Raw genomic sequence first — 16,767 nt, forward strand, 5'->3', positions numbered from 1 at the left:
TGCAAACTGCGTGGCGTGGGCAAAGCCTGGTCTAGTGGCCTTGCCGCCTTTGACCACTCGCAGGCGCAATGGCGCCATAGCCTGAGGAAAATGGTTGCTCGCGAGACCCGGAAGGGGTGGGATCAATTCTGCGGTTATCGCTAACCGGATCACCGCTCTCAGCGGCGCATACATATGGGGTTAGTCTCTCAGCTACCGCCGTATAGTCCGCTGGGACACGCCTGCTCTCGCGCGATATCCGTATTTTATTGGCCGTCGGAGCCTAACTTTTTAGGACTTATTTCAATGCTTGGTTATCAATCTGTAATATGATCTGCAGCACTCTGATTTGGCTAAAACTCAAAACCTACTACCATTCGCACGATCAGGAGCTAGCGCTATCCGTGAAGCGGCTAAGTGTTCGAGATAGAGGCTGAACAGTGCACATTTCCAGCCCGTGTTAGGTCGCAGCATCAGTGATGTTACAATCAAAAAAAGCCGTCAGTGCCTGTGCCCGTACTGTCATCCTAATCGCTAAGCCTTAGCTGTGCCTCGCCGAATAGCTAGTGAAACAAAAAGGCTATCCACACCCGCACGATGTGGACAGCCGAAATTTAAGCTAGGTAACGCGATTTACACCAGAATCGTCCAATGATTGGCCGGAGCAGTCAACCTTGGAGCGCGCGTGGGCGTAGGCTCCGCCGTTCTGCCGCGGCTTGTTCAGCTGGCTGGAGCTGGAAGTCGAACGACAACTCTGCGAATCGGCCCTCCACGCCACGAGCAGCGGCCTGGCTTGGATCTTCAATGAATCGGATATCTCCAATCAACCCATCGCGAGTGGCATAAGCGAAGTCATCCCAGAGGTACTTGTCATCCGACAGATTGATCTGGGTTGTCAGATGCCGGTGACCTAATGCGGAGATGAAGTAATGGATGTGTGCGGGGCGCTGACCGTGCCGACCTAGTAGGTTTAGGGATTCCTGAGTAGGCCCTTGTGGATCACAGCCGTAGCCTGAAGGTACGATGCTGCGAGCGCGGTAGCGGCCATTGCTATCGGTAACGATCCGACGCCGAAGGTTGAATTCCGATTGGGATTTATCGAAGTACGAGTAGTTACCTTTCGAGTTGGCCTGCCAGAGGTCTACTACCGCTCCAGCGATAGGCTGGCCATTAAGGTCGACGACTTGCCCCTCAATAAAAAGCGTTGTGGCTACGCCCTCCTCGCTTACATCGTCCATCCGTGCGTATCCATCAGTGATTGGAGCGCCGGCGACATAGAGAGGGCCTTCGATGGTTCGTGGGGTTCCACCGACAAGACCTTCTTGCTCGTCACGCGCGTCGTTGAGCAAATCTAAATAGTGTTCAATACCAAGGCCCGGTATAAGTAGTGCAGCTTCACTGCGGCTACCAAGCCGATTTAGATAATCTATTGCTGTCCAGAATTCGTCATCTGTAATGGAAAGGTATTCGATAAGCCGGGCGCAATCCTTCAGGATTCGCAGGATAATTTGCTTTACTCGAGGGTTGCCTTGTTCGTTACCAAAGCCCGCTGCTTCTTTGAAGAACGCATGGATCTCATCGGTGTTGGAAATGTTGACGGTCATCTGATGCTTCCTCATCTTGTTTTTATCTTAGAAACGCATGGCGCTAGCGATCATCTTCATAGATCGATGAGGGGTGTCTGCAAATCCCTAAAATCTCGATCTCCATGTACGGAAATAGCGGAAGGCTCATGAGCACTTCATGCAGAGATTCAACGCTATCAACGTCAAATACGCTAAAGTTTGCGTAGTGGCCCGCGATTCGCCAAAGGTGGCGCCATCGACCTTCACGTTGCAGCTTCTGAGCAAGCTCTTTTTCATCTGCCTTGAGACGTGCTGAGAGCTGCGGATCCATATCCAAAGGAAGTTTCACTGTCATTTTCACGTGAAACAGCATGGTTATCTCCTTTCAAAATTTAAGTGCGCTTAAATCGTGCGATCTGTTCCTCATTAAGCGTGAGGCCCAGCCCAGGTGTGGCAGGAATATGCAGATGGAAATCGCGAAAGACAGGCTTTTCGATAACAATTTCTTCTGTAAGCAGGAGAGGGCCGAACAACTCTGTATGCCACTGAATTTCGCTCAAGGTGAGGAAAGCATGAGCTGAAGCCAGCGTACCTATAGTGCCCTCCAACATCGTTCCCCCGTATAGTGCAATACCCGCCGCTTGAGCGATCTGAGCGGTGCGCAAGACCGCACGCGGCCCGCCGTTCTTAGCAATTTTGAGTGCGAAGATGCTTGCAGCTCCTTCCGAAGCCAGATGGAAAGCATCCTCGACGCTTTCAATCGACTCATCGGCCATGATGGGTGATGGGCTCCGGATATTGAGGCGTACCTGCCCACTGCGATTGATCCGCGAAATGGGCTGTTCAATCAGGTCGATGCCATTGTCGCCAAGCACCTGGCAGCCTCGGATGGCCTGGGATTCGCTCCAGTACTGATTGACATCTACCCGCACGCTCGCACGTGCGCCGAGCGCCTTCTTGATGGCGACAACGTGGGCCAGGTCATGCTCAAGATCGTTGGCACCGATTTTCAGCTTGAAAATCCGATGACGGCGCAGTTCGAGCATCCGCTCGGCCTCATCAATATCTTTTGCAGTGTCACCACTTGCCAGTGTCCACGCCACCTCAAGGGAATCCCGTACCCGTCCACCCAAAAGCTCGCTTACAGATAATCCAATGCGCTTGCCCTGCGCGTCCAACAGAGCCGTCTCTACTGCGGAGCGAGCAAAAGTATTGCCCTTGATCGCCTTATCAATGCGCAGCATGGCTGTATTGATATTTTGAGCGTCCTGACCGACTAGGAGGGGAGCAAAATATGCATCCAGGTTGCTTTTGATGCTTTCTGGGCTTTCGTTGCCATAGGCCAATCCGCCAATGGTCGTCGCCTCTCCTAGCCCTTCAATACCGTCGCTGCAGAGGATCCGAAGAATCACCAACGTTTGATCACGCATGGTGTGCATAGCCAGCTTATGGGGCCTGATGGTCGGAAGGTCGACGATGATTGTTTCAAAGCGTTCGATCAGGACTCTGTTCATAAGATTTAAACTGCTCACTAGGTGGGAAAGATGGTCAAAGGTATTGATACCTTCTGAGTCTTTTGTTCGACGGATCTAGGTTGACGCCTAGCCCCGAAGCCGTCCAATATTGGAAAAATCTTCTACGATACCTAGAGGGTATAGTGGAATTACGACATATCCGGTATTTCCAGGCTGTTGCTAGCACGCTGAATTTCACACGTGCGGCAGAGCAGCTCCATATGGCTCAGCCACCGTTAAGTCGGCAGATCAAGCAGCTTGAGGACTACCTGGGCACGCCTTTGATTGACCGAGGTCGCCCAATGCAGCTGACGGAAGCTGGTCGATACCTCCATGAGCAAGGGAGCATGTTGCTCACGCAGTTTGAGAACTTGTGCGAGACCACCAGACGCATAGGTCAGGGCCGCAGGAAATGGGTCGGCATTGGTTTCGCGCCGTCCACCATGTATGCCCCCCTCCCCGCCTTGATTCGTGAACTACGACATGATTCCGAGATTGAGTTGGGGCTCCAGGAAATGATCACGCTGCAGCAGGTTGAAGCTCTGAAGACTGGCCGCATCGACATAGGCTTTGGCCGTATCCCCATAGATGACCCAGCTATTCACCAGACGATACTCCGCAAAGATCCCCTGGTAGCGGTACTTCCGGTGGGTCATCGCTGCCAGCACACAGTCCTTACGCTCGAAGCGCTGTCACGAGAGCCTTTAATCCTTTATCCCGCAAACCCACGGCCAAGCTACGCCGATCATGTCCTTGCGCTATTCGGACAGCGTGGTCTGGCACCGCAAGTGTCTCAATGGGCAAATGAGCTCCAGACGGCTCTTGGCCTTGTTGCTGCCGGGTTGGGTATAGCGCTTGTTCCGGCGTCAGTGCAGCAGCAGCTGCGCGCCGATATTACCTATGCGGAGATTAAGGATGATGAAGCGGTATCGCCTGTCGTTCTTAGCAGGCGGACTGGGGATGTGAGCCCAATCGTCCACCGGTGCCTAGAGATCATCTCCTCGATTGCCCTCTAGATATTCATAACGACGGACACGTTGCATGTCAGATCCAGATGGTAAGGAAAGGAGCCGCTGGCGTGACTCAACAGCCCTACTCCCGGCTAATCTTCGCTGTAGATTTCCACTCCCTCAAACCTATGAAGATTTAGATTTTCAGAGAGCGTACCCTCACAGGGGAATGGTGAGCTTTAACCAGTAAGCATCACCTTCCGCCCGATTCCTGACTTCCCTCTCCTGCTGCCACTTGGCCGTTAGAAACCAGCCGCTTGGGTTGCTGTATTTGATGGATGGCCCGATTGCAAACGCCCGCCCCTTGTTCGCCGGCACATCCGCACCGGTTTGATCATCCGCAGTGACCTGGTGGTAGACGTAACCACCAACGCCGACCACCCAACCGTCTGCGACGCCCCACCCTACAGAATAATCCGCGTGGGCCTCTTGGCCTGAACGATAGTCGGTATCGGGATTACGGAAATTGAAGTCATACATGAGCTTCACATCCATGTTTAGCCTATTGGGATCGACGTACGAGAACGCTGCAATGGGCTCTACTGCCCAGTAGTTGCGCCCGATGTTGGCCAGGTCATCCCGATCATAACGCCCTGTGGGTGCGAAGAAATCCACTGCATAGATCGCATGCAGATTTTCGCTGTAGTGGTAACCGAGAGCAGGCCCGAAGATGATATCCCCGATGCCAGTGCGTTGTTGGCTTTGATCGTTCGCTTCGACCTTCAACGTTACCAGCGGTACGTTGACGTGGAATGCCAGATCTCCACCTGCGATCTTCTGCTCGGTCACCCAGATCGCACGGGGTGCGATCACATCAGCCGTAAGATAGAAATGATCAATCGCTCGATGCCCGCTATCATCACGAAGGCGATTGGCCCGATAGTGCTGGGCGAAAACCTGAGCGTAGAGACCGGGGGCAGGCATGGCTCCCGTCATGTAGTTCTCAGCACCCATAGGATAAGACGAGCCACCCCCTTCGGTGGCCATTGCTGAAGAAACAAAGCATACGGCTGCGCAGCCAACCCACACCGAGGCTCGGCCGGAAGGCCGAAGTACTTTCTCTTTCATAGCTCACCACATTTGTAGTTGTAATCGGTGACAATGTTTACGCATCGTGGAGTTTTTGATATTCGCGCGCAAGCGAAAGCAGCCGGTGCACCCTCTTGCACCGGCTCACTTAAGGATTTTTAGAACGGATAAGGTTGGTCAGAGCGCTCCACGGTGACCCATTTAATTTCCGTGAACTCTTCGATCACGGCGCTTCCATCGAAGCGGCCATAGCCACTGTTCTTCATGCCTCCATACGGCGCTTGAGGTTCGTTCTGAACGGTGGCGCCGTTAATATGAACGCAGCCTGCGTCCAAGCGACTGGCGAGATCGAGCGCTTTGGTGACGTCACGGCTGAAGATCGACGCAGACAAGCCGTATGCCGTGTCGTTGGCGATCTGAAGTGCCTCTTCAGCACCTTTTACGCGCACTATGGTGGTCACAGGGCCAAAGGTTTCTTCATCGTAAATGGACATGTTCCGTGTGACATGGTCGACGAGGGTTGGGCCCATCAGTGCGTTGGCGGCCAGGCCGCCGACTATAATCTTGGCACCCTTGCCCTGGGCATCTTCAATTAGTTGGTTGATACGCTTTACCGAGCCTTGGCCGATCATAGGGCCAATGACGCATCTGTCATTTTCTGTTGGGATGCCGATTGCAAGTTCTCTGACGCGCGCGGCGAAGCGACTGACGAAAGCATCCGCAATAGCTTCATCAACGACAAAGCGTTCGGTGGACATGCATATCTGCCCCTGGTACAGAAATGCACCAAAAATAGCCGCATTCACTGCGCCCTCGATGTCTGCATCATCCAGCACTACGAAGGGAGCCTTGCCGCCGAGTTCAAGCAGGCAGCGTTTAAGATATTTCGCAGACGTCTGAGCGATCATTCGGCCAACGTGGGTCGACCCAGTGAAGTTCACTCGGCGCACGCTTTCATGACCGATCAGCACTTCCGTAACAGCAGCCGCATCTTCAGGCGCTGTTACCAAGAAGTTCAAAACGCCAGCCGGCAGGCCCGCCTCGAGGAAGGCTTCGGTCAACAGCGCGTGAGTTCGTGGACTGCTCTCCGATCCTTTGAAAATAACCGTGTTACCACACGCCAGTGGATAGGCGATTGCACGTGCGCCCAGGATTACAGGGCCATTCCATGGAACGATGCTGAGCACGGTGCCCACGGGTTGGCGCAAGGTCATGGACACAGTGCCAGGCTTGTCGCTTGGGATGGTTTCGCCTTTGATCTGAGTGGTTAGGCCAGCGGCCTCACGGATCAAATTGGCGGAAGCGCCGACGTTGAATTGCGCCCACAACTGCGATGCGCCGATCTCTTCCGCCATCGCGGTGCAGATTTCCTCCATCTTAGCTTCGAGGGTATCTGCCGCAGCTAGGAGAATACGACGACGCTCCATAGGGCCGGTTTTAGACCAGGTCTGGAACGCGCGCTGCGAGGACTCAACAACGCGTTGGGCGTCCTCCATAGTGCACGCAGCGCCAATGGTGATCGTCTTGCCATTCAGTGGGTCGACGCGCTTGTAGGTCTTACCGCTGGAGGCGTCGAGCTTGTTGTTGTCGATGATCAGTTGAACCGTCATTTCACTACTCCTCTGAGATGGAATTCAGTTGGCGACTTCGGGCATGCGCAGGATCGGTTTGATAGTCACCCCGCTCTCGCTGTCAGCCATGGCTTCGTTGATCTGTTCGAAGGAGTAGAAACGGCAGAGCTTGTCGAACGGGAAACGCCCCTGTAGGTAAAGGTTGACCAGGGTTGGGATGAAAGCATTGGCGACCACGTCGCCCTGCACGATGCCCACGATTCGTTTACCCGGGATCATCACGTCATTGATGTTGAATGCGACTTCAGTTCCGATCTTGGTAGCGCCGACGATCCCGCAGGTACCGAGGATGGTTACGGCATCAATTGCTTGGCGCAGCACCTCTGCGCGGCCCGAACACTCGAGGCTCGTATTGACACCACCACCAGTGATCTCACGAATCCGTAGGACAGGATTTTCTTCGCGACTGTTGATGACATGGGTCGCCCCCAATTCCAGGGCAAGTGCTAGGCGGCTTGGCGTTACGTCGACTGCAATGATCGTGGTTGCCCCAGCAACCTTGGCAGCCATTACGGCGGCGAGACCAACCGCGCCGGCGCCGAATGCGGCGAAACTCGAACCCGCACCGACGTTCAGAACATTCAGCACTGACCCTGCTCCTGTCTGAATGCCGCAACCTAATGGGCCGAGCAATTCAAGCGGCGCTTCTTTCGGAACCTTGACAACGTTCCGTTCACTCGCGATGGCGTAAGTCGAAAACGAGGACTGGCCGAAAAAATGATCGTGGATTGGCTCTTCGGAAGAGCAGCTGCAGGTAGAGGTAGTCCCGTCGAGACGGCTGCCCCCGAAATTCAATGGGTGCATTTTCGCGCAGTGAGCGGGATGACCGATTTCGCACTGAAGGCACAGGCCGCATGACATGTAAGTCATGACGACGTGATCGCCAGGCACAACCGTGGTCACGTCAGAGCCCACTGCGTCGACGACGCCAGCGCCTTCATGTCCAAGCACCATGGGCATAGGCGTTGGGAAGAGTTGGTCGCGGATCACCATGTCGGTGTGGCATACACCGGAGGCGACCACCCGCACACGAACCTCATTCGGACGTGGGGGTTGCAGCCATGCATCTTCAATCTTTAGAGGCTGGCCGCTTTCACGGAGTACGGCGATCTTGACCTGCATATTGACAGTATTCTTGTTATTCATTTGCAGTTCCTTACTCGAGATCAAGCAGACTGGAGGGCACGCGGACGATTACTGCGTTGCGTTGCTTCGGTGTTTTCGGTCGAACGCAGCTCGAAATCGAAGCTCATTTCTGCAAAGCGCCCGACTACACCGCGCTCTTGTGCCTTGGCTTCATCCTCAACGAAACGCACCTCGCCAATCAGACCGTCGCGGGTGGCATACGCGAAGTCATCCCAAAGGTACTTGTCGTTAGAAAGGTTGATCTGGGTAGTAAGGTGTTCATGCCCAGGTGCGGAGATGAAGAAGTGAATGTGGGCTGGCCGCTGGCCGTGGCGCCCCAGATAGTTCAAGCACTCTTGAGTGGGGCCAGCTGGGTCACAGCCATACCCCGACGGGACGATGGTTCGTGCGCGATAGCGACCTTGATCGTCGGTGATGATCCGGCGGCGCAGATTGTAGTCAGATTGGCTTTTGTCGAAGTACGAATAGTTGCCCAGCCGGTTGGCCTGCCAAAGGTCGACGGTTGCGCCGGCAATTGGGTTGCCAGCCAGGTCAACGACCTTACCTTCTAGGAACATCACCGTTGCGAGGCCATCTTCGGTGCCGTCATCCATGCGGGTTTCGCCCTTGGAAATTGGGGCTCCTGCGACGTAGAGAGGGCCCTCGATAGTGCGTGGCGTACCGCCCTTGATGCCCACTTCAGCATCGCGCGCATCAGCGAGCAGATCGAGGAAGTGTTCGACCCCTGTACCCGCTGCGAGCAGACCTGCTTCGTTGCGACTACCCAGACGATTCAGGTAGTCAACAGCAGCCCAGAACTCGCTATCAGTGACCTCAAGGTCTTCGATCAGGCGAGCCACGTCTTGAAGCAGCCGAAGCATGATCTCTTTGTGACGCTTGCTACCGCCATCGTTGTTAAAGCCTGCAGCCTCACGGAAGAACCGCTGAACATCGACAGAGTCGGAAATACGGACGGTCATGATCCATTCACCTTTTTTGTTTTATAGAAATGACGCCTGAAGCAGCGAGCTTCACGCGGTGTTAGCAATCCGCGGCTAAAGCCGCTTTTTCCCAGCCCAGGCGCGAACGGGCCTCTGCCACGTCTACATTCAAGTCGTGATCCCACAGCCAAGCGAAACGATCTGCGAGGGTTTTGCCGAGCAGAGCTTCGTTACTTAGCACCAGCGGGTCGCGGTACTCGTAGAGTTCACCTGCTTCGAAAGACGTGCGTTGAACTCGGCAAGCCCGTGGACGGCGGATCTGGTCGTAGACCTGAAGGATGGTTTGTGGGGAAGTTGTTGCTGCCAGTGGGTCAGCCAGCAACTCAGCAAGGAACCAGGCATCCTCGAGGCCCTGGCCAGCACCGGCGCCCTGGTGCGGGAGCATGGCGTGAGCTGCGTCACCGATCAGACCAACTCGGCCATGCGCATAGCCTGGCAGCTCGATCAAATCGTGGAGCGCCCACAAGGTCGGAGAAGGAATGCACTCGAGCAGGACGCGTACGGCAGCGTCCCAATCCGCAAAGGCATCCAGCATTTCCTGCTGCGTTGTGGTGCGCACCCATGGCGTACCAGATGGCCAGACGGGATTTGATTTGCTGCGATCCGTAATGAATGCAACAACGTTGATCAGTTTTCCCTTTTTCACCGGGAAAGTCAGGATGTGAGCATCCAGGCCCAAGTACATCTGCGGGACATCAATGAGATGTTCATCAACGCCTTGTTCGCGGTAAGCGGCCCGCAACTGCTCGCTGTCTATCATTCCACGGAAAGCGCGAGTACCGCTGTAGCGAGGGCTTGCCAATGGTTGGCCCAGACCCTCCAGCACATGATCGCGGATTGAAGACTTGATGCCGTCAGCACCAATCAGAAGGTCACACGATTCGTTGGTGCCATCATTGAAGTAAATAGCTGCGTGGCCCTCGGTCTGTTCGACGCGCACGGCGCGTTTATCAAACTTCGCGACGCCTTCAGGCAACTGGGCGGCCAGAACATCGAGAAAATCAGCCCGGTGAACCGAAGATTGCCCTACGCCATTGGCAAGGCTTGCACCGAGGTAGCCTGCATCAGATCCGCGACGCCATTCGAACCAGATGTCCTGCCAAGGCTCGGGAGTGCTGTCAGCCACTTGACGATACTGTTCAGCAATTCCCAGGCCTTCAATTGCTTTGACAGCGTTTGCACCAAAGGACACTCCAGCCCCAACCTCCCCGAAAGCCGGGGCAGCCTCATAGAGGGAGACTGTCAGATGGGAATGGCGGCAGAGATCAAGCGCCAACGCTACACCGGCGATACCACCACCGATGATGCCAACGTGAAGCTTTGAGGGCGAAGAAACGGTTTGCATGGCAAGGAACCTTTTAGGCATTTGTTATTTGAATGCCCCGATCTTCTACCTCACGCCGTTATTGATAAATAATGCGACCTCCATAGATACTATCACCATCATGAATAAATCGAATCCGCCATGAAGCTACGTGACCTAGACCTGAACCTGCTACTCGTCTTCCATCAACTGTTAATTGACCAGCAGGTATCGATCGCTGCTGAGCAGCTCGGCTTGACGCAACCCGCAGTCAGTAACGCGCTGAGGCGATTGAGGACTGCAATGGGAGATGAGCTCTTTGTGCGCACAGGGAGGGGGATGCAGCCGACTCCTTACGCAGCCAGGCTTGCGGGACCTGTAGCAGAAGCGATTACGACTCTGAGCATGGCACTGGAGCATGATGATGGCTTTGACCCGGCAACAAGTGATCGGAAATTTACGATCGCCATGACCGACATTGGCGAGATCTACTTCATGCCTCGCCTAATCGACGCGCTTAAGGATCGCGCCCCTTCCATCTCCATCGCCACATTACGCAGTCATGCAGGTTTGTCAGATGCCCTGGGCAATGGCGAGGTGGATCTTGCAGTCGGCTTGCTTCCCAATCTTCAGGCAGGCTTCTTCCAAAGACGGCTGTTTCTCCACCGATACATCTGTCTGTGTCGCAAAGGCCATCCGATCGCCTCACAACCCATCGATAGTGATCGGTTCTCTGCCTATGGGCATGTTCGTATCCTGGCATCCAGCACCGGCCATGGAGAGGTGGACAACTACCTTAACCGAGCCGGTCTGAATCGTACGATTCGGCTGGAAGTGCCTCACTTCGTAGCGGTAGGCCACATACTGCAAAAGTCAGATTTGATCGCGACCGTCCCTGAGCGGTTTGCGTCTAGCTGCCTAGAGCCATTCGACCTTGTAGCTCTTCCGCTTCCATTTGTCTTGCCCGAGATACCGATCAATATCTTCTGGCACACACGGTTCAACAAAGACCCCGCTAACCAATGGTTGCGACAACTAATGGTCGAGCTGTTCGCAGATTAACAACTTATGCTCTTGAGAATCGGTGCACGCGGCATGCGCGCGAATTAAAGGGGGGGCGGGATACTTTTGATTATGCGAAACCAGCCTTACTTTGGCGCTAGAAGCAGTTACTTCGCAAGCCTTATTTAAAAAAATTTAGACTCAAAGATTTTCCACCAAACTTTGTTCTTATACTTGTCGCTAAACGCCAGTAAATCGTGGGCCAGCAAACCGCTGGCCCTGCCCCTGCAACCTTGTCTTCGGCGCTGACCCCATGAAGCCCCGCTTGCAAGGGTAGCTTCTTGACGATAGGAGCAACACAAACGCAGAGAGCATGAGATGGTTTTAGCGGGCCCGGATGTCTCCCTCCTGACCAGTACCAAGGGCGTGCGCGACAGCGTTGCGCCCGATACTGAAATTGTGTATCCAGCCGACGAGTGGCGTTGATGTTGGTCTATCAGTTAAATAAGCACCCTTAGGAGGTTTACAGGCGCGCCGAAAGGTTTACAGGTGAACCAGCCTGTACTCTCAGGGTATTATTGAGTTAGCACATGACATAGGTCAGCGCCGATTAGGCGCCACGACTGACCCTCAAGGATCAATGATGACCGTGAAGCTATCCAAGGATAACGAGAGTGAATCTAAGGCTTACTCTGCACCTGCATTGGAGAAAGGACTGGATATCCTGGAGATGCTCAGCGCCACAGAGCAGCCCCTCACGCAGCGAGAGATAGCCCAAAAACTAGGCAGAAGTGTCGGGGAGGTATACCGCATGATTAACTGCCTAGTAGATAGGAATTACGTCAGCCTGGTTGACGATACCTACAGTATTACCAGCAAGCTTTTCGAGCTTGCGCACATGAATCCACCTACACACAGACTGCTCAATGAGGCCCGCCCCATCATGCAACAGCTCTCCAACGAGCTCGAGCAGTCGTGCCATCTGACGCTGTACAGTCAGGGGAAGCAAATGGTCATCGCCAAGGTCGATGTGCCCAGCGGCATGGGGTTTAGTGTCCGCGTTGGCGCCGAACTTGATGTGATCGCTTCAGCCTCCGGACGTGTGCTACTGGCGTTCCAGGATCCGAGGGTAACTGAGCTCAGGATACAAGAGTCTTTGGCCCGTAGTCCGGAGTATGAAGATCCACAGCTACGCATCGTGCTTGCCCGAATCAGGGCGGATGGCTATGAATCTGCCCACAGCGTTCAGGTGCGTGGACTCTATGCCATCAGCTACCCAGTTATTGATGCAAATGGTCATGCAATAGCGGCGTTGACTGTCCCGTATTCAGAGAGAATCGATCAGCGCGGCCGAAAGACTATCGCTGACGCCCAAATCCGTCTTGGAGAGGCTGGCAAACTGCTGTCGAGTCGGGTAGGTGGTAACTACTAGAGCGGGAAAATGGCAAGACAGATCATGACTTGCCAGCTGCTGCCACTTGACGCTTTATAATTAATTCAGATACAGGCAGGCCTGGTCTATGTCGGCGTCGCCTTGGTTTTCATGCACCTCGGTTATGAACGTACTACGAATGAGCAGCGCATCGAAATTTTCAGGGGGCCGGACTGAGTGAATTAACGCAGCCGCAAGCCCCTCCCCCATTCGACGTATTTCTACCCACTGCCCGCCTATTTTATATTAATTTATCGGCTATTACGTCGATATACAGATATACCGATACTCCGTCCTGCCCCTAGCCCATCCATCATCTGAGAGAGCCGAATAAATACTTGAAGCGCGGCTGGTACCGCCCGTGATTTGTCTGGCAGACACGGCCATAATACTGAACCTTTATGAGGTACGATAATTAGTGGATGTGGCTGCCGCCGTTTACGTCGATTGTTGAGCCAGTAATGTATGACGAATAGTCAGAGGCCAGAAATAGGCAAGCTCCGGCAATGTCCTGTGCATGACCAGCACGCTGCAGTGGGATGGCTGAGACGATCTCTTTGTATTTTTCCGCACTCATGCCATCGATCATGCCCGTCTCGGTCATTGACGGGCAGACAACGTTGGCTCTGATACCGTCTGGGCCAAACTCCCGAGCAATGGTTTTCGTGAGGCTGATGACGCCGCCTTTAGACGCAGCATAGTGTGCCCCGCCCACTAGTCCTCCACCGCGCTGCGCGGCAACGGAGGCGACGTTGATGATCGACCCGGCACCACGCGCTTTCATGGATTTTAAGGCCGCCTTTGACAGGTTGAACGACCCCTTCAGGTTAATATTGATCATCCTGTCCAGATCCGACTCTTGGATGTCCAAGACAGAGATCGACTGGACAATTCCGGCACAGTTAACCAGCACGTCAATCTGCCCAAACGTGCGCTCAACGTTGCTCATCAGCGTAGCGCACTGGTCGGCACTCGATATGTCGCACTGAAGCCCCACCAACGATGACTCGAAGCCGTGCTTTTCATCGATCGTGTGCTTGATGGTTGCCGCGACATCGGCCGACATTGCCACGTCGACCGCAACGACTTTTGCGCCTTGTGAAACGAAGAGATCGGCAACGGCGTAGCCGATGCCTCTCAACGAGGCAGCTCCGACCACAACGCACACCTTATCTTTCAGAATCATGGGAATCTCCAATTACCGATTGGGAAAATTCAGCGGGACATATCGAGGTGACGAGTTTCGGGGCTCATCACAATCCCTATCAGGGCAACTACGATCACGCCCACGCAGAAAAGAGTTACCGGCAAGGTCGAACCTCCACCATTTTGAAGAAGCCAGGCCACCACGAACGGAGTCGGACCGCCGGCGACGAGATTGGCTCCGGTGTATGCAGCGGCCGAACCCGAATACCGGAATTTGGTAGGGAACGGCTCAGCGAAGAATGACGGTTGTACACCCGACTGAATCTGCAAGAAGCCCACGAAGGCTGCCATGGCGCCAAAGATGACGAACCAGTTCTTGGTGTCCAAGAGCGAGAAGTAGAAGATCGATACAACCAGCATCATGATTGATGCAAACATCATCACAGGCTTACGTCCGAAACGATCGCTCATAGCGCCGCCGCTGACGACCATGATCACAGCCAGCAGATTGGCGCCCGCTAGGCAGAGAAATGCGGTCTGGCTATCCATCCCCAAATTCTTGGTAAGGTAGCTCAGCGAAAAAACAGTGATGACGTAGAAGCAAGCAGTAGGCGCACACCAGATCAGCAACAGCCGCAAGATGGTTTTCGGGTATTGTTTGAAAACGTCAAAAGCGGAGATCTTCTCGATGGTCCCCTGTGACTGAGCTTTTTTAAACGCTGGGGTTTCGGTCACGCGCATACGGATATACACGCCCACGATTACCAATAGGAAGCTCATCCAAAACGGAATGCGCCATCCCCAGCTCTCGAACTCCCCGATACCCATCATGGCAATCAGCGCAAACATCATGCCGTTGGCGCAAGCAGAGCTGAATGAGGATCCGATGTTAATGAATGAACCGTACAGCCCTCGCCTGTCCTTAGGGGCATGCTCCATTGTCATCAGCTGAGCACCTGTCGCCTCACCACCCAAGGCGAAGCCCTGAAGGAAGCGCAGTGATACTAAAAAGATAGGGGCCGCTATCCCGATTGTTTGATAGGTCGGTAGACAACCAATCAAAAAGGACGCCCCACCCATAAGACAGAGGGTGTAGAGCAGAATGTTTTTGCGGCCAATGCGATCGCCTAGCATGCCAAAGCAGATGCCACCCAAAGGTCTCGCGAAGAAGCCAATTCCGAATGTGATGAAGGCTGCCAGAATCCCCATATTGGGATCCATGGACGAGAAGAACAGTTTGGGAAAGATCGTTGCTGCAACAGCGCCATAGGCCGCAAAGTCGATCCACTCTAAGGCGGCGCCAACTGAACTGGCAACTGTGGCACGGATAGCCATTGATTGCTGAGGTTTGTCCTCAACATGTTCCATCGTAGCTTCTGTCATTTCTTGACCTCTTATATTTATTGTTTCTAGCTGTCGTTGGATCTGAGCATTATTCCTGGCTGCTTGAGCACGCAGAAGTTTAAGGTCGAGTCACCTCCATCGTTGCCAGTGAAGCCCCGAGCATCGCGCGGCGCTTGAGCCACGTCGAAGGTCGGTAGCGAGGGTCACCTGAGCTTTTATGGATGGCCGTCAGGACATCCAGTACGGTTTTCGGGCCTATTGCATTGCCAAGTTCGAACGGCCCTTTGGGGTAGCCCAGGCCAAGTCTCACAGCCAAATCGATGTCAGTCGGGGTGGCGATTGACTGCTGGGCCATCTCGCAGGCCGTGTTGACGATCATGACCAGGATCCGCTGGGCAATGAGCCCTGCGGAATCCTTGATAGTGGTAGTGGGTGATCCAGCGGCGCCGAAGAGAGCCGTTGCCTGGATGGCTGCCTCTTCAGTCGTCAACGGTGTTGTCATTAGGGTTACCCGCTTGCCTGGCATCAGCGGCAGGAATGCATCCACGGCAACTACGCGACGGGCATCAAGCCCCTCGGCAACCGCCACCTCGGTTGCGTCCTCCCCCATTGGCGTCACCAGGAGCAGTGCTTGGTCACTCGGATGTTCGTCCAAGTCAACCTTCACTCCCGCGCCAGCCAGCAGCGTTAATACGTGGTCTGCAACCGCGGGGTGCCGGCGACTGAGCCAGATCGACGATGGCAAGTCTCCCGAAGTTGGGAGATCCGCCGAATGCGTCCTCTGATCATCCCCCAGGTACTGATAGAAACCCTCTCCCGATTTCCTGCCGTAAAGTCCAGCGGCACATCTGGCCTTTGCAATGGGAGATGGACGGAATCGCGGCTCTTCGTAGAACTGGTAGTAGATGGATTCCATGACAGGATGAGAGACATCCAGCCCGGTCAAATCCATTAATTCAAAAGGCCCGAGCTTGAATCCTGCGTACTCCCTCATGACCTCGTCGATTTGGGCTGGCGTCGCAACGCTTTCCCCTAAGATCTTCAAACCCTCGGTGTTCATCGCGCGACCGGCATGATTCACGATGAAGCCAGGCATATCCTTGGTACGCACCGGGGTATGCCCGATCCTGGCAGCAAAGGACATCAACGCATCAGTATTTGCGGGGGCCGTGCGCAGCCCCTCAATCACTTCGACGACCTTCATCAGAGGTACGGGATTAAAGAAGTGAAAGCCGAGAATTTGAGCCGGACGGCCACATCCTTGAGCTATCTCAGTGACCGACAGAGAGGAGGTGTTTGTTGCTAAGATGCAGTCTTCAGAAACGACATCCTCCAGTGCTTTGAAGAGGTTTTGCTTGACCTCGAGTCGCTCTACCACCGCTTCGATGACTAGGTCGCATGGCGCAAAGGCATCCAGTGTGGAAAGGGGCGTTAGACATGACTTCGCCTGCTCAAGCTGGGCGACATCCATTTTGCCTTTCAGCGCCAGCTTATCGAACATCTCATGAATGTAGTGAATAGCCTTTTCGCTCGCAGCGGCGTCCTTATCGTAGAGGAACACCGTTATCCCCGCTGCTGCTGCGACCTGGGCGATGCCCCTGCCCATCGCTCCTGCACCGACGATGCCAAGCGTGGTAATTGTTATAGGTTGACCAGGCATAAGTAGGCTCCCGTCTTGTTATTAAC

At 54.4% G+C, this 16,767-nt stretch carries 14 protein-coding genes; 3 read left to right on the forward strand and 11 right to left on the reverse strand.

Annotation, left to right across the window (positions count from 1 at the left end; all coding sequences use genetic code 11):
• Positions 1–647: 647 nt before the first annotated feature.
• Genes catA (PVZ77_RS20000) through PVZ77_RS20010 form a run of 3 tightly spaced genes read right to left on the reverse strand, consistent with a single transcriptional unit; the run spans position 648 to position 3,058 of the window.
• Positions 648–1,583, reverse strand: a complete 936-nt coding sequence (gene catA, locus PVZ77_RS20000) for a catechol 1,2-dioxygenase (protein ID WP_273808896.1) — start codon at positions 1,581–1,583, stop codon at positions 648–650.
• 43 nt (positions 1,584–1,626) lie between these two features.
• Positions 1,627–1,917, reverse strand: a complete 291-nt coding sequence (gene catC / locus PVZ77_RS20005) for a muconolactone Delta-isomerase (protein WP_273808897.1) — start codon at positions 1,915–1,917, stop codon at positions 1,627–1,629.
• 19 nt (positions 1,918–1,936) lie between these two features.
• Positions 1,937–3,058, reverse strand: coding sequence for a muconate cycloisomerase family protein (locus PVZ77_RS20010; RefSeq protein ID WP_273808898.1), 1,122 nt, complete (start codon positions 3,056–3,058; stop codon positions 1,937–1,939).
• A gap of 143 nt (positions 3,059–3,201) precedes the next feature.
• Between PVZ77_RS20010 and PVZ77_RS20015 the strand changes: the two genes are divergently transcribed.
• On the forward strand, positions 3,202–4,074 hold the full coding sequence (locus PVZ77_RS20015) for a LysR family transcriptional regulator (RefSeq protein WP_273808899.1): 873 nt from the start codon (positions 3,202–3,204) through the stop codon (positions 4,072–4,074).
• 153 nt (positions 4,075–4,227) lie between these two features.
• On the opposite strand, the gene PVZ77_RS20020 is transcribed toward PVZ77_RS20015, so the two are convergent.
• The 5 genes from PVZ77_RS20020 to salA form a co-directional block, all read right to left on the reverse strand.
• Positions 4,228–5,055 (reverse strand): SphA family protein, encoded by an 828-nt coding sequence (locus PVZ77_RS20020; RefSeq protein ID WP_273808929.1) that lies wholly within the window; start codon positions 5,053–5,055, stop codon positions 4,228–4,230.
• 200 nt (positions 5,056–5,255) lie between these two features.
• Positions 5,256–6,707: an aldehyde dehydrogenase gene (locus PVZ77_RS20025; RefSeq protein ID WP_273808900.1), complete on the reverse strand. Its 1,452-nt coding sequence runs from the start codon at positions 6,705–6,707 to the stop codon at positions 5,256–5,258.
• A gap of 24 nt (positions 6,708–6,731) precedes the next feature.
• Entirely contained in the window at positions 6,732–7,874 is a 1,143-nt protein-coding gene (locus tag PVZ77_RS20030) for an NAD(P)-dependent alcohol dehydrogenase (protein ID WP_273808901.1), read from the reverse strand.
• Between the two features lie 20 nt (positions 7,875–7,894).
• The gene (gene catA, locus PVZ77_RS20035; RefSeq protein WP_273808902.1) at positions 7,895–8,833 is read right to left on the reverse strand and encodes a catechol 1,2-dioxygenase; all 939 of its coding nucleotides are present in this window, start codon (positions 8,831–8,833) and stop codon (positions 7,895–7,897) included.
• A gap of 61 nt (positions 8,834–8,894) precedes the next feature.
• On the reverse strand, positions 8,895–10,199 hold the full coding sequence (gene salA, locus PVZ77_RS20040) for a salicylate 1-monooxygenase (RefSeq protein ID WP_273808903.1): 1,305 nt from the start codon (positions 10,197–10,199) through the stop codon (positions 8,895–8,897).
• 120 nt (positions 10,200–10,319) lie between these two features.
• Between salA and PVZ77_RS20045 the strand changes: the two genes are divergently transcribed.
• On the forward strand, positions 10,320–11,219 hold the full coding sequence (locus tag PVZ77_RS20045; protein ID WP_273808904.1) for a LysR family transcriptional regulator: 900 nt from the start codon (positions 10,320–10,322) through the stop codon (positions 11,217–11,219).
• Positions 11,220–11,802: 583 nt separating this feature from the next.
• Positions 11,803–12,591, forward strand: coding sequence for an IclR family transcriptional regulator (locus PVZ77_RS20050; protein ID WP_273808905.1), 789 nt, complete (start codon positions 11,803–11,805; stop codon positions 12,589–12,591).
• Between the two features lie 415 nt (positions 12,592–13,006).
• On the opposite strand, the gene PVZ77_RS20055 is transcribed toward PVZ77_RS20050, so the two are convergent.
• The 3 genes from PVZ77_RS20055 to PVZ77_RS20065 all read right to left on the reverse strand — a co-directional run bounded on the left by PVZ77_RS20055 (position 13,007) and on the right by PVZ77_RS20065 (position 16,741).
• Positions 13,007–13,777: an SDR family NAD(P)-dependent oxidoreductase gene (locus PVZ77_RS20055; RefSeq protein ID WP_273808906.1), complete on the reverse strand. Its 771-nt coding sequence runs from the start codon at positions 13,775–13,777 to the stop codon at positions 13,007–13,009.
• A gap of 29 nt (positions 13,778–13,806) precedes the next feature.
• On the reverse strand, positions 13,807–15,120 hold the full coding sequence (locus PVZ77_RS20060; RefSeq protein ID WP_273808907.1) for an MFS transporter: 1,314 nt from the start codon (positions 15,118–15,120) through the stop codon (positions 13,807–13,809).
• 79 nt (positions 15,121–15,199) lie between these two features.
• Entirely contained in the window at positions 15,200–16,741 is a 1,542-nt protein-coding gene (locus PVZ77_RS20065) for a 3-hydroxyacyl-CoA dehydrogenase (RefSeq protein WP_273808908.1), read from the reverse strand.
• Between the last annotated feature and the right edge of the window lie 26 nt (positions 16,742–16,767).

Origin of the sequence: Pseudomonas sp. SHLD1 (assembly GCF_028640935.1) — a bacterium.
Lineage (GTDB): Bacteria > Pseudomonadota > Gammaproteobacteria > Pseudomonadales > Pseudomonadaceae > Chryseomonas > Chryseomonas aestiva.

Bases quoted from the DNA above. Each gene is read 5' to 3' on its own strand.
- catA (WP_273808896.1), bottom strand. From the start codon at position 1,583: ATGACCGTCAACATTTCCAACACCGATGAGATCCATGCGTTCTTCAAA.
- catC (WP_273808897.1), bottom strand. From the start codon at position 1,917: ATGCTGTTTCACGTGAAAATGACAGTGAAACTTCCTTTGGATATGGAT.
- PVZ77_RS20010 (WP_273808898.1), bottom strand. From the start codon at position 3,058: ATGAACAGAGTCCTGATCGAACGCTTTGAAACAATCATCGTCGACCTT.
- PVZ77_RS20020 (WP_273808929.1), bottom strand. From the start codon at position 5,055: ATGGCCACCGAAGGGGGTGGCTCGTCTTATCCTATGGGTGCTGAGAAC.
- PVZ77_RS20025 (WP_273808900.1), bottom strand. From the start codon at position 6,707: ATGACGGTTCAACTGATCATCGACAACAACAAGCTCGACGCCTCCAGC.
- PVZ77_RS20030 (WP_273808901.1), bottom strand. From the start codon at position 7,874: ATGAATAACAAGAATACTGTCAATATGCAGGTCAAGATCGCCGTACTC.
- catA (WP_273808902.1), bottom strand. From the start codon at position 8,833: ATGACCGTCCGTATTTCCGACTCTGTCGATGTTCAGCGGTTCTTCCGT.
- salA (WP_273808903.1), bottom strand. From the start codon at position 10,199: ATGCAAACCGTTTCTTCGCCCTCAAAGCTTCACGTTGGCATCATCGGT.
- PVZ77_RS20045 (WP_273808904.1), top strand. From the start codon at position 10,320: ATGAAGCTACGTGACCTAGACCTGAACCTGCTACTCGTCTTCCATCAA.
- PVZ77_RS20050 (WP_273808905.1), top strand. From the start codon at position 11,803: ATGACCGTGAAGCTATCCAAGGATAACGAGAGTGAATCTAAGGCTTAC.
- PVZ77_RS20055 (WP_273808906.1), bottom strand. From the start codon at position 13,777: ATGATTCTGAAAGATAAGGTGTGCGTTGTGGTCGGAGCTGCCTCGTTG.
- PVZ77_RS20060 (WP_273808907.1), bottom strand. From the start codon at position 15,120: ATGACAGAAGCTACGATGGAACATGTTGAGGACAAACCTCAGCAATCA.
- PVZ77_RS20065 (WP_273808908.1), bottom strand. From the start codon at position 16,741: ATGCCTGGTCAACCTATAACAATTACCACGCTTGGCATCGTCGGTGCA.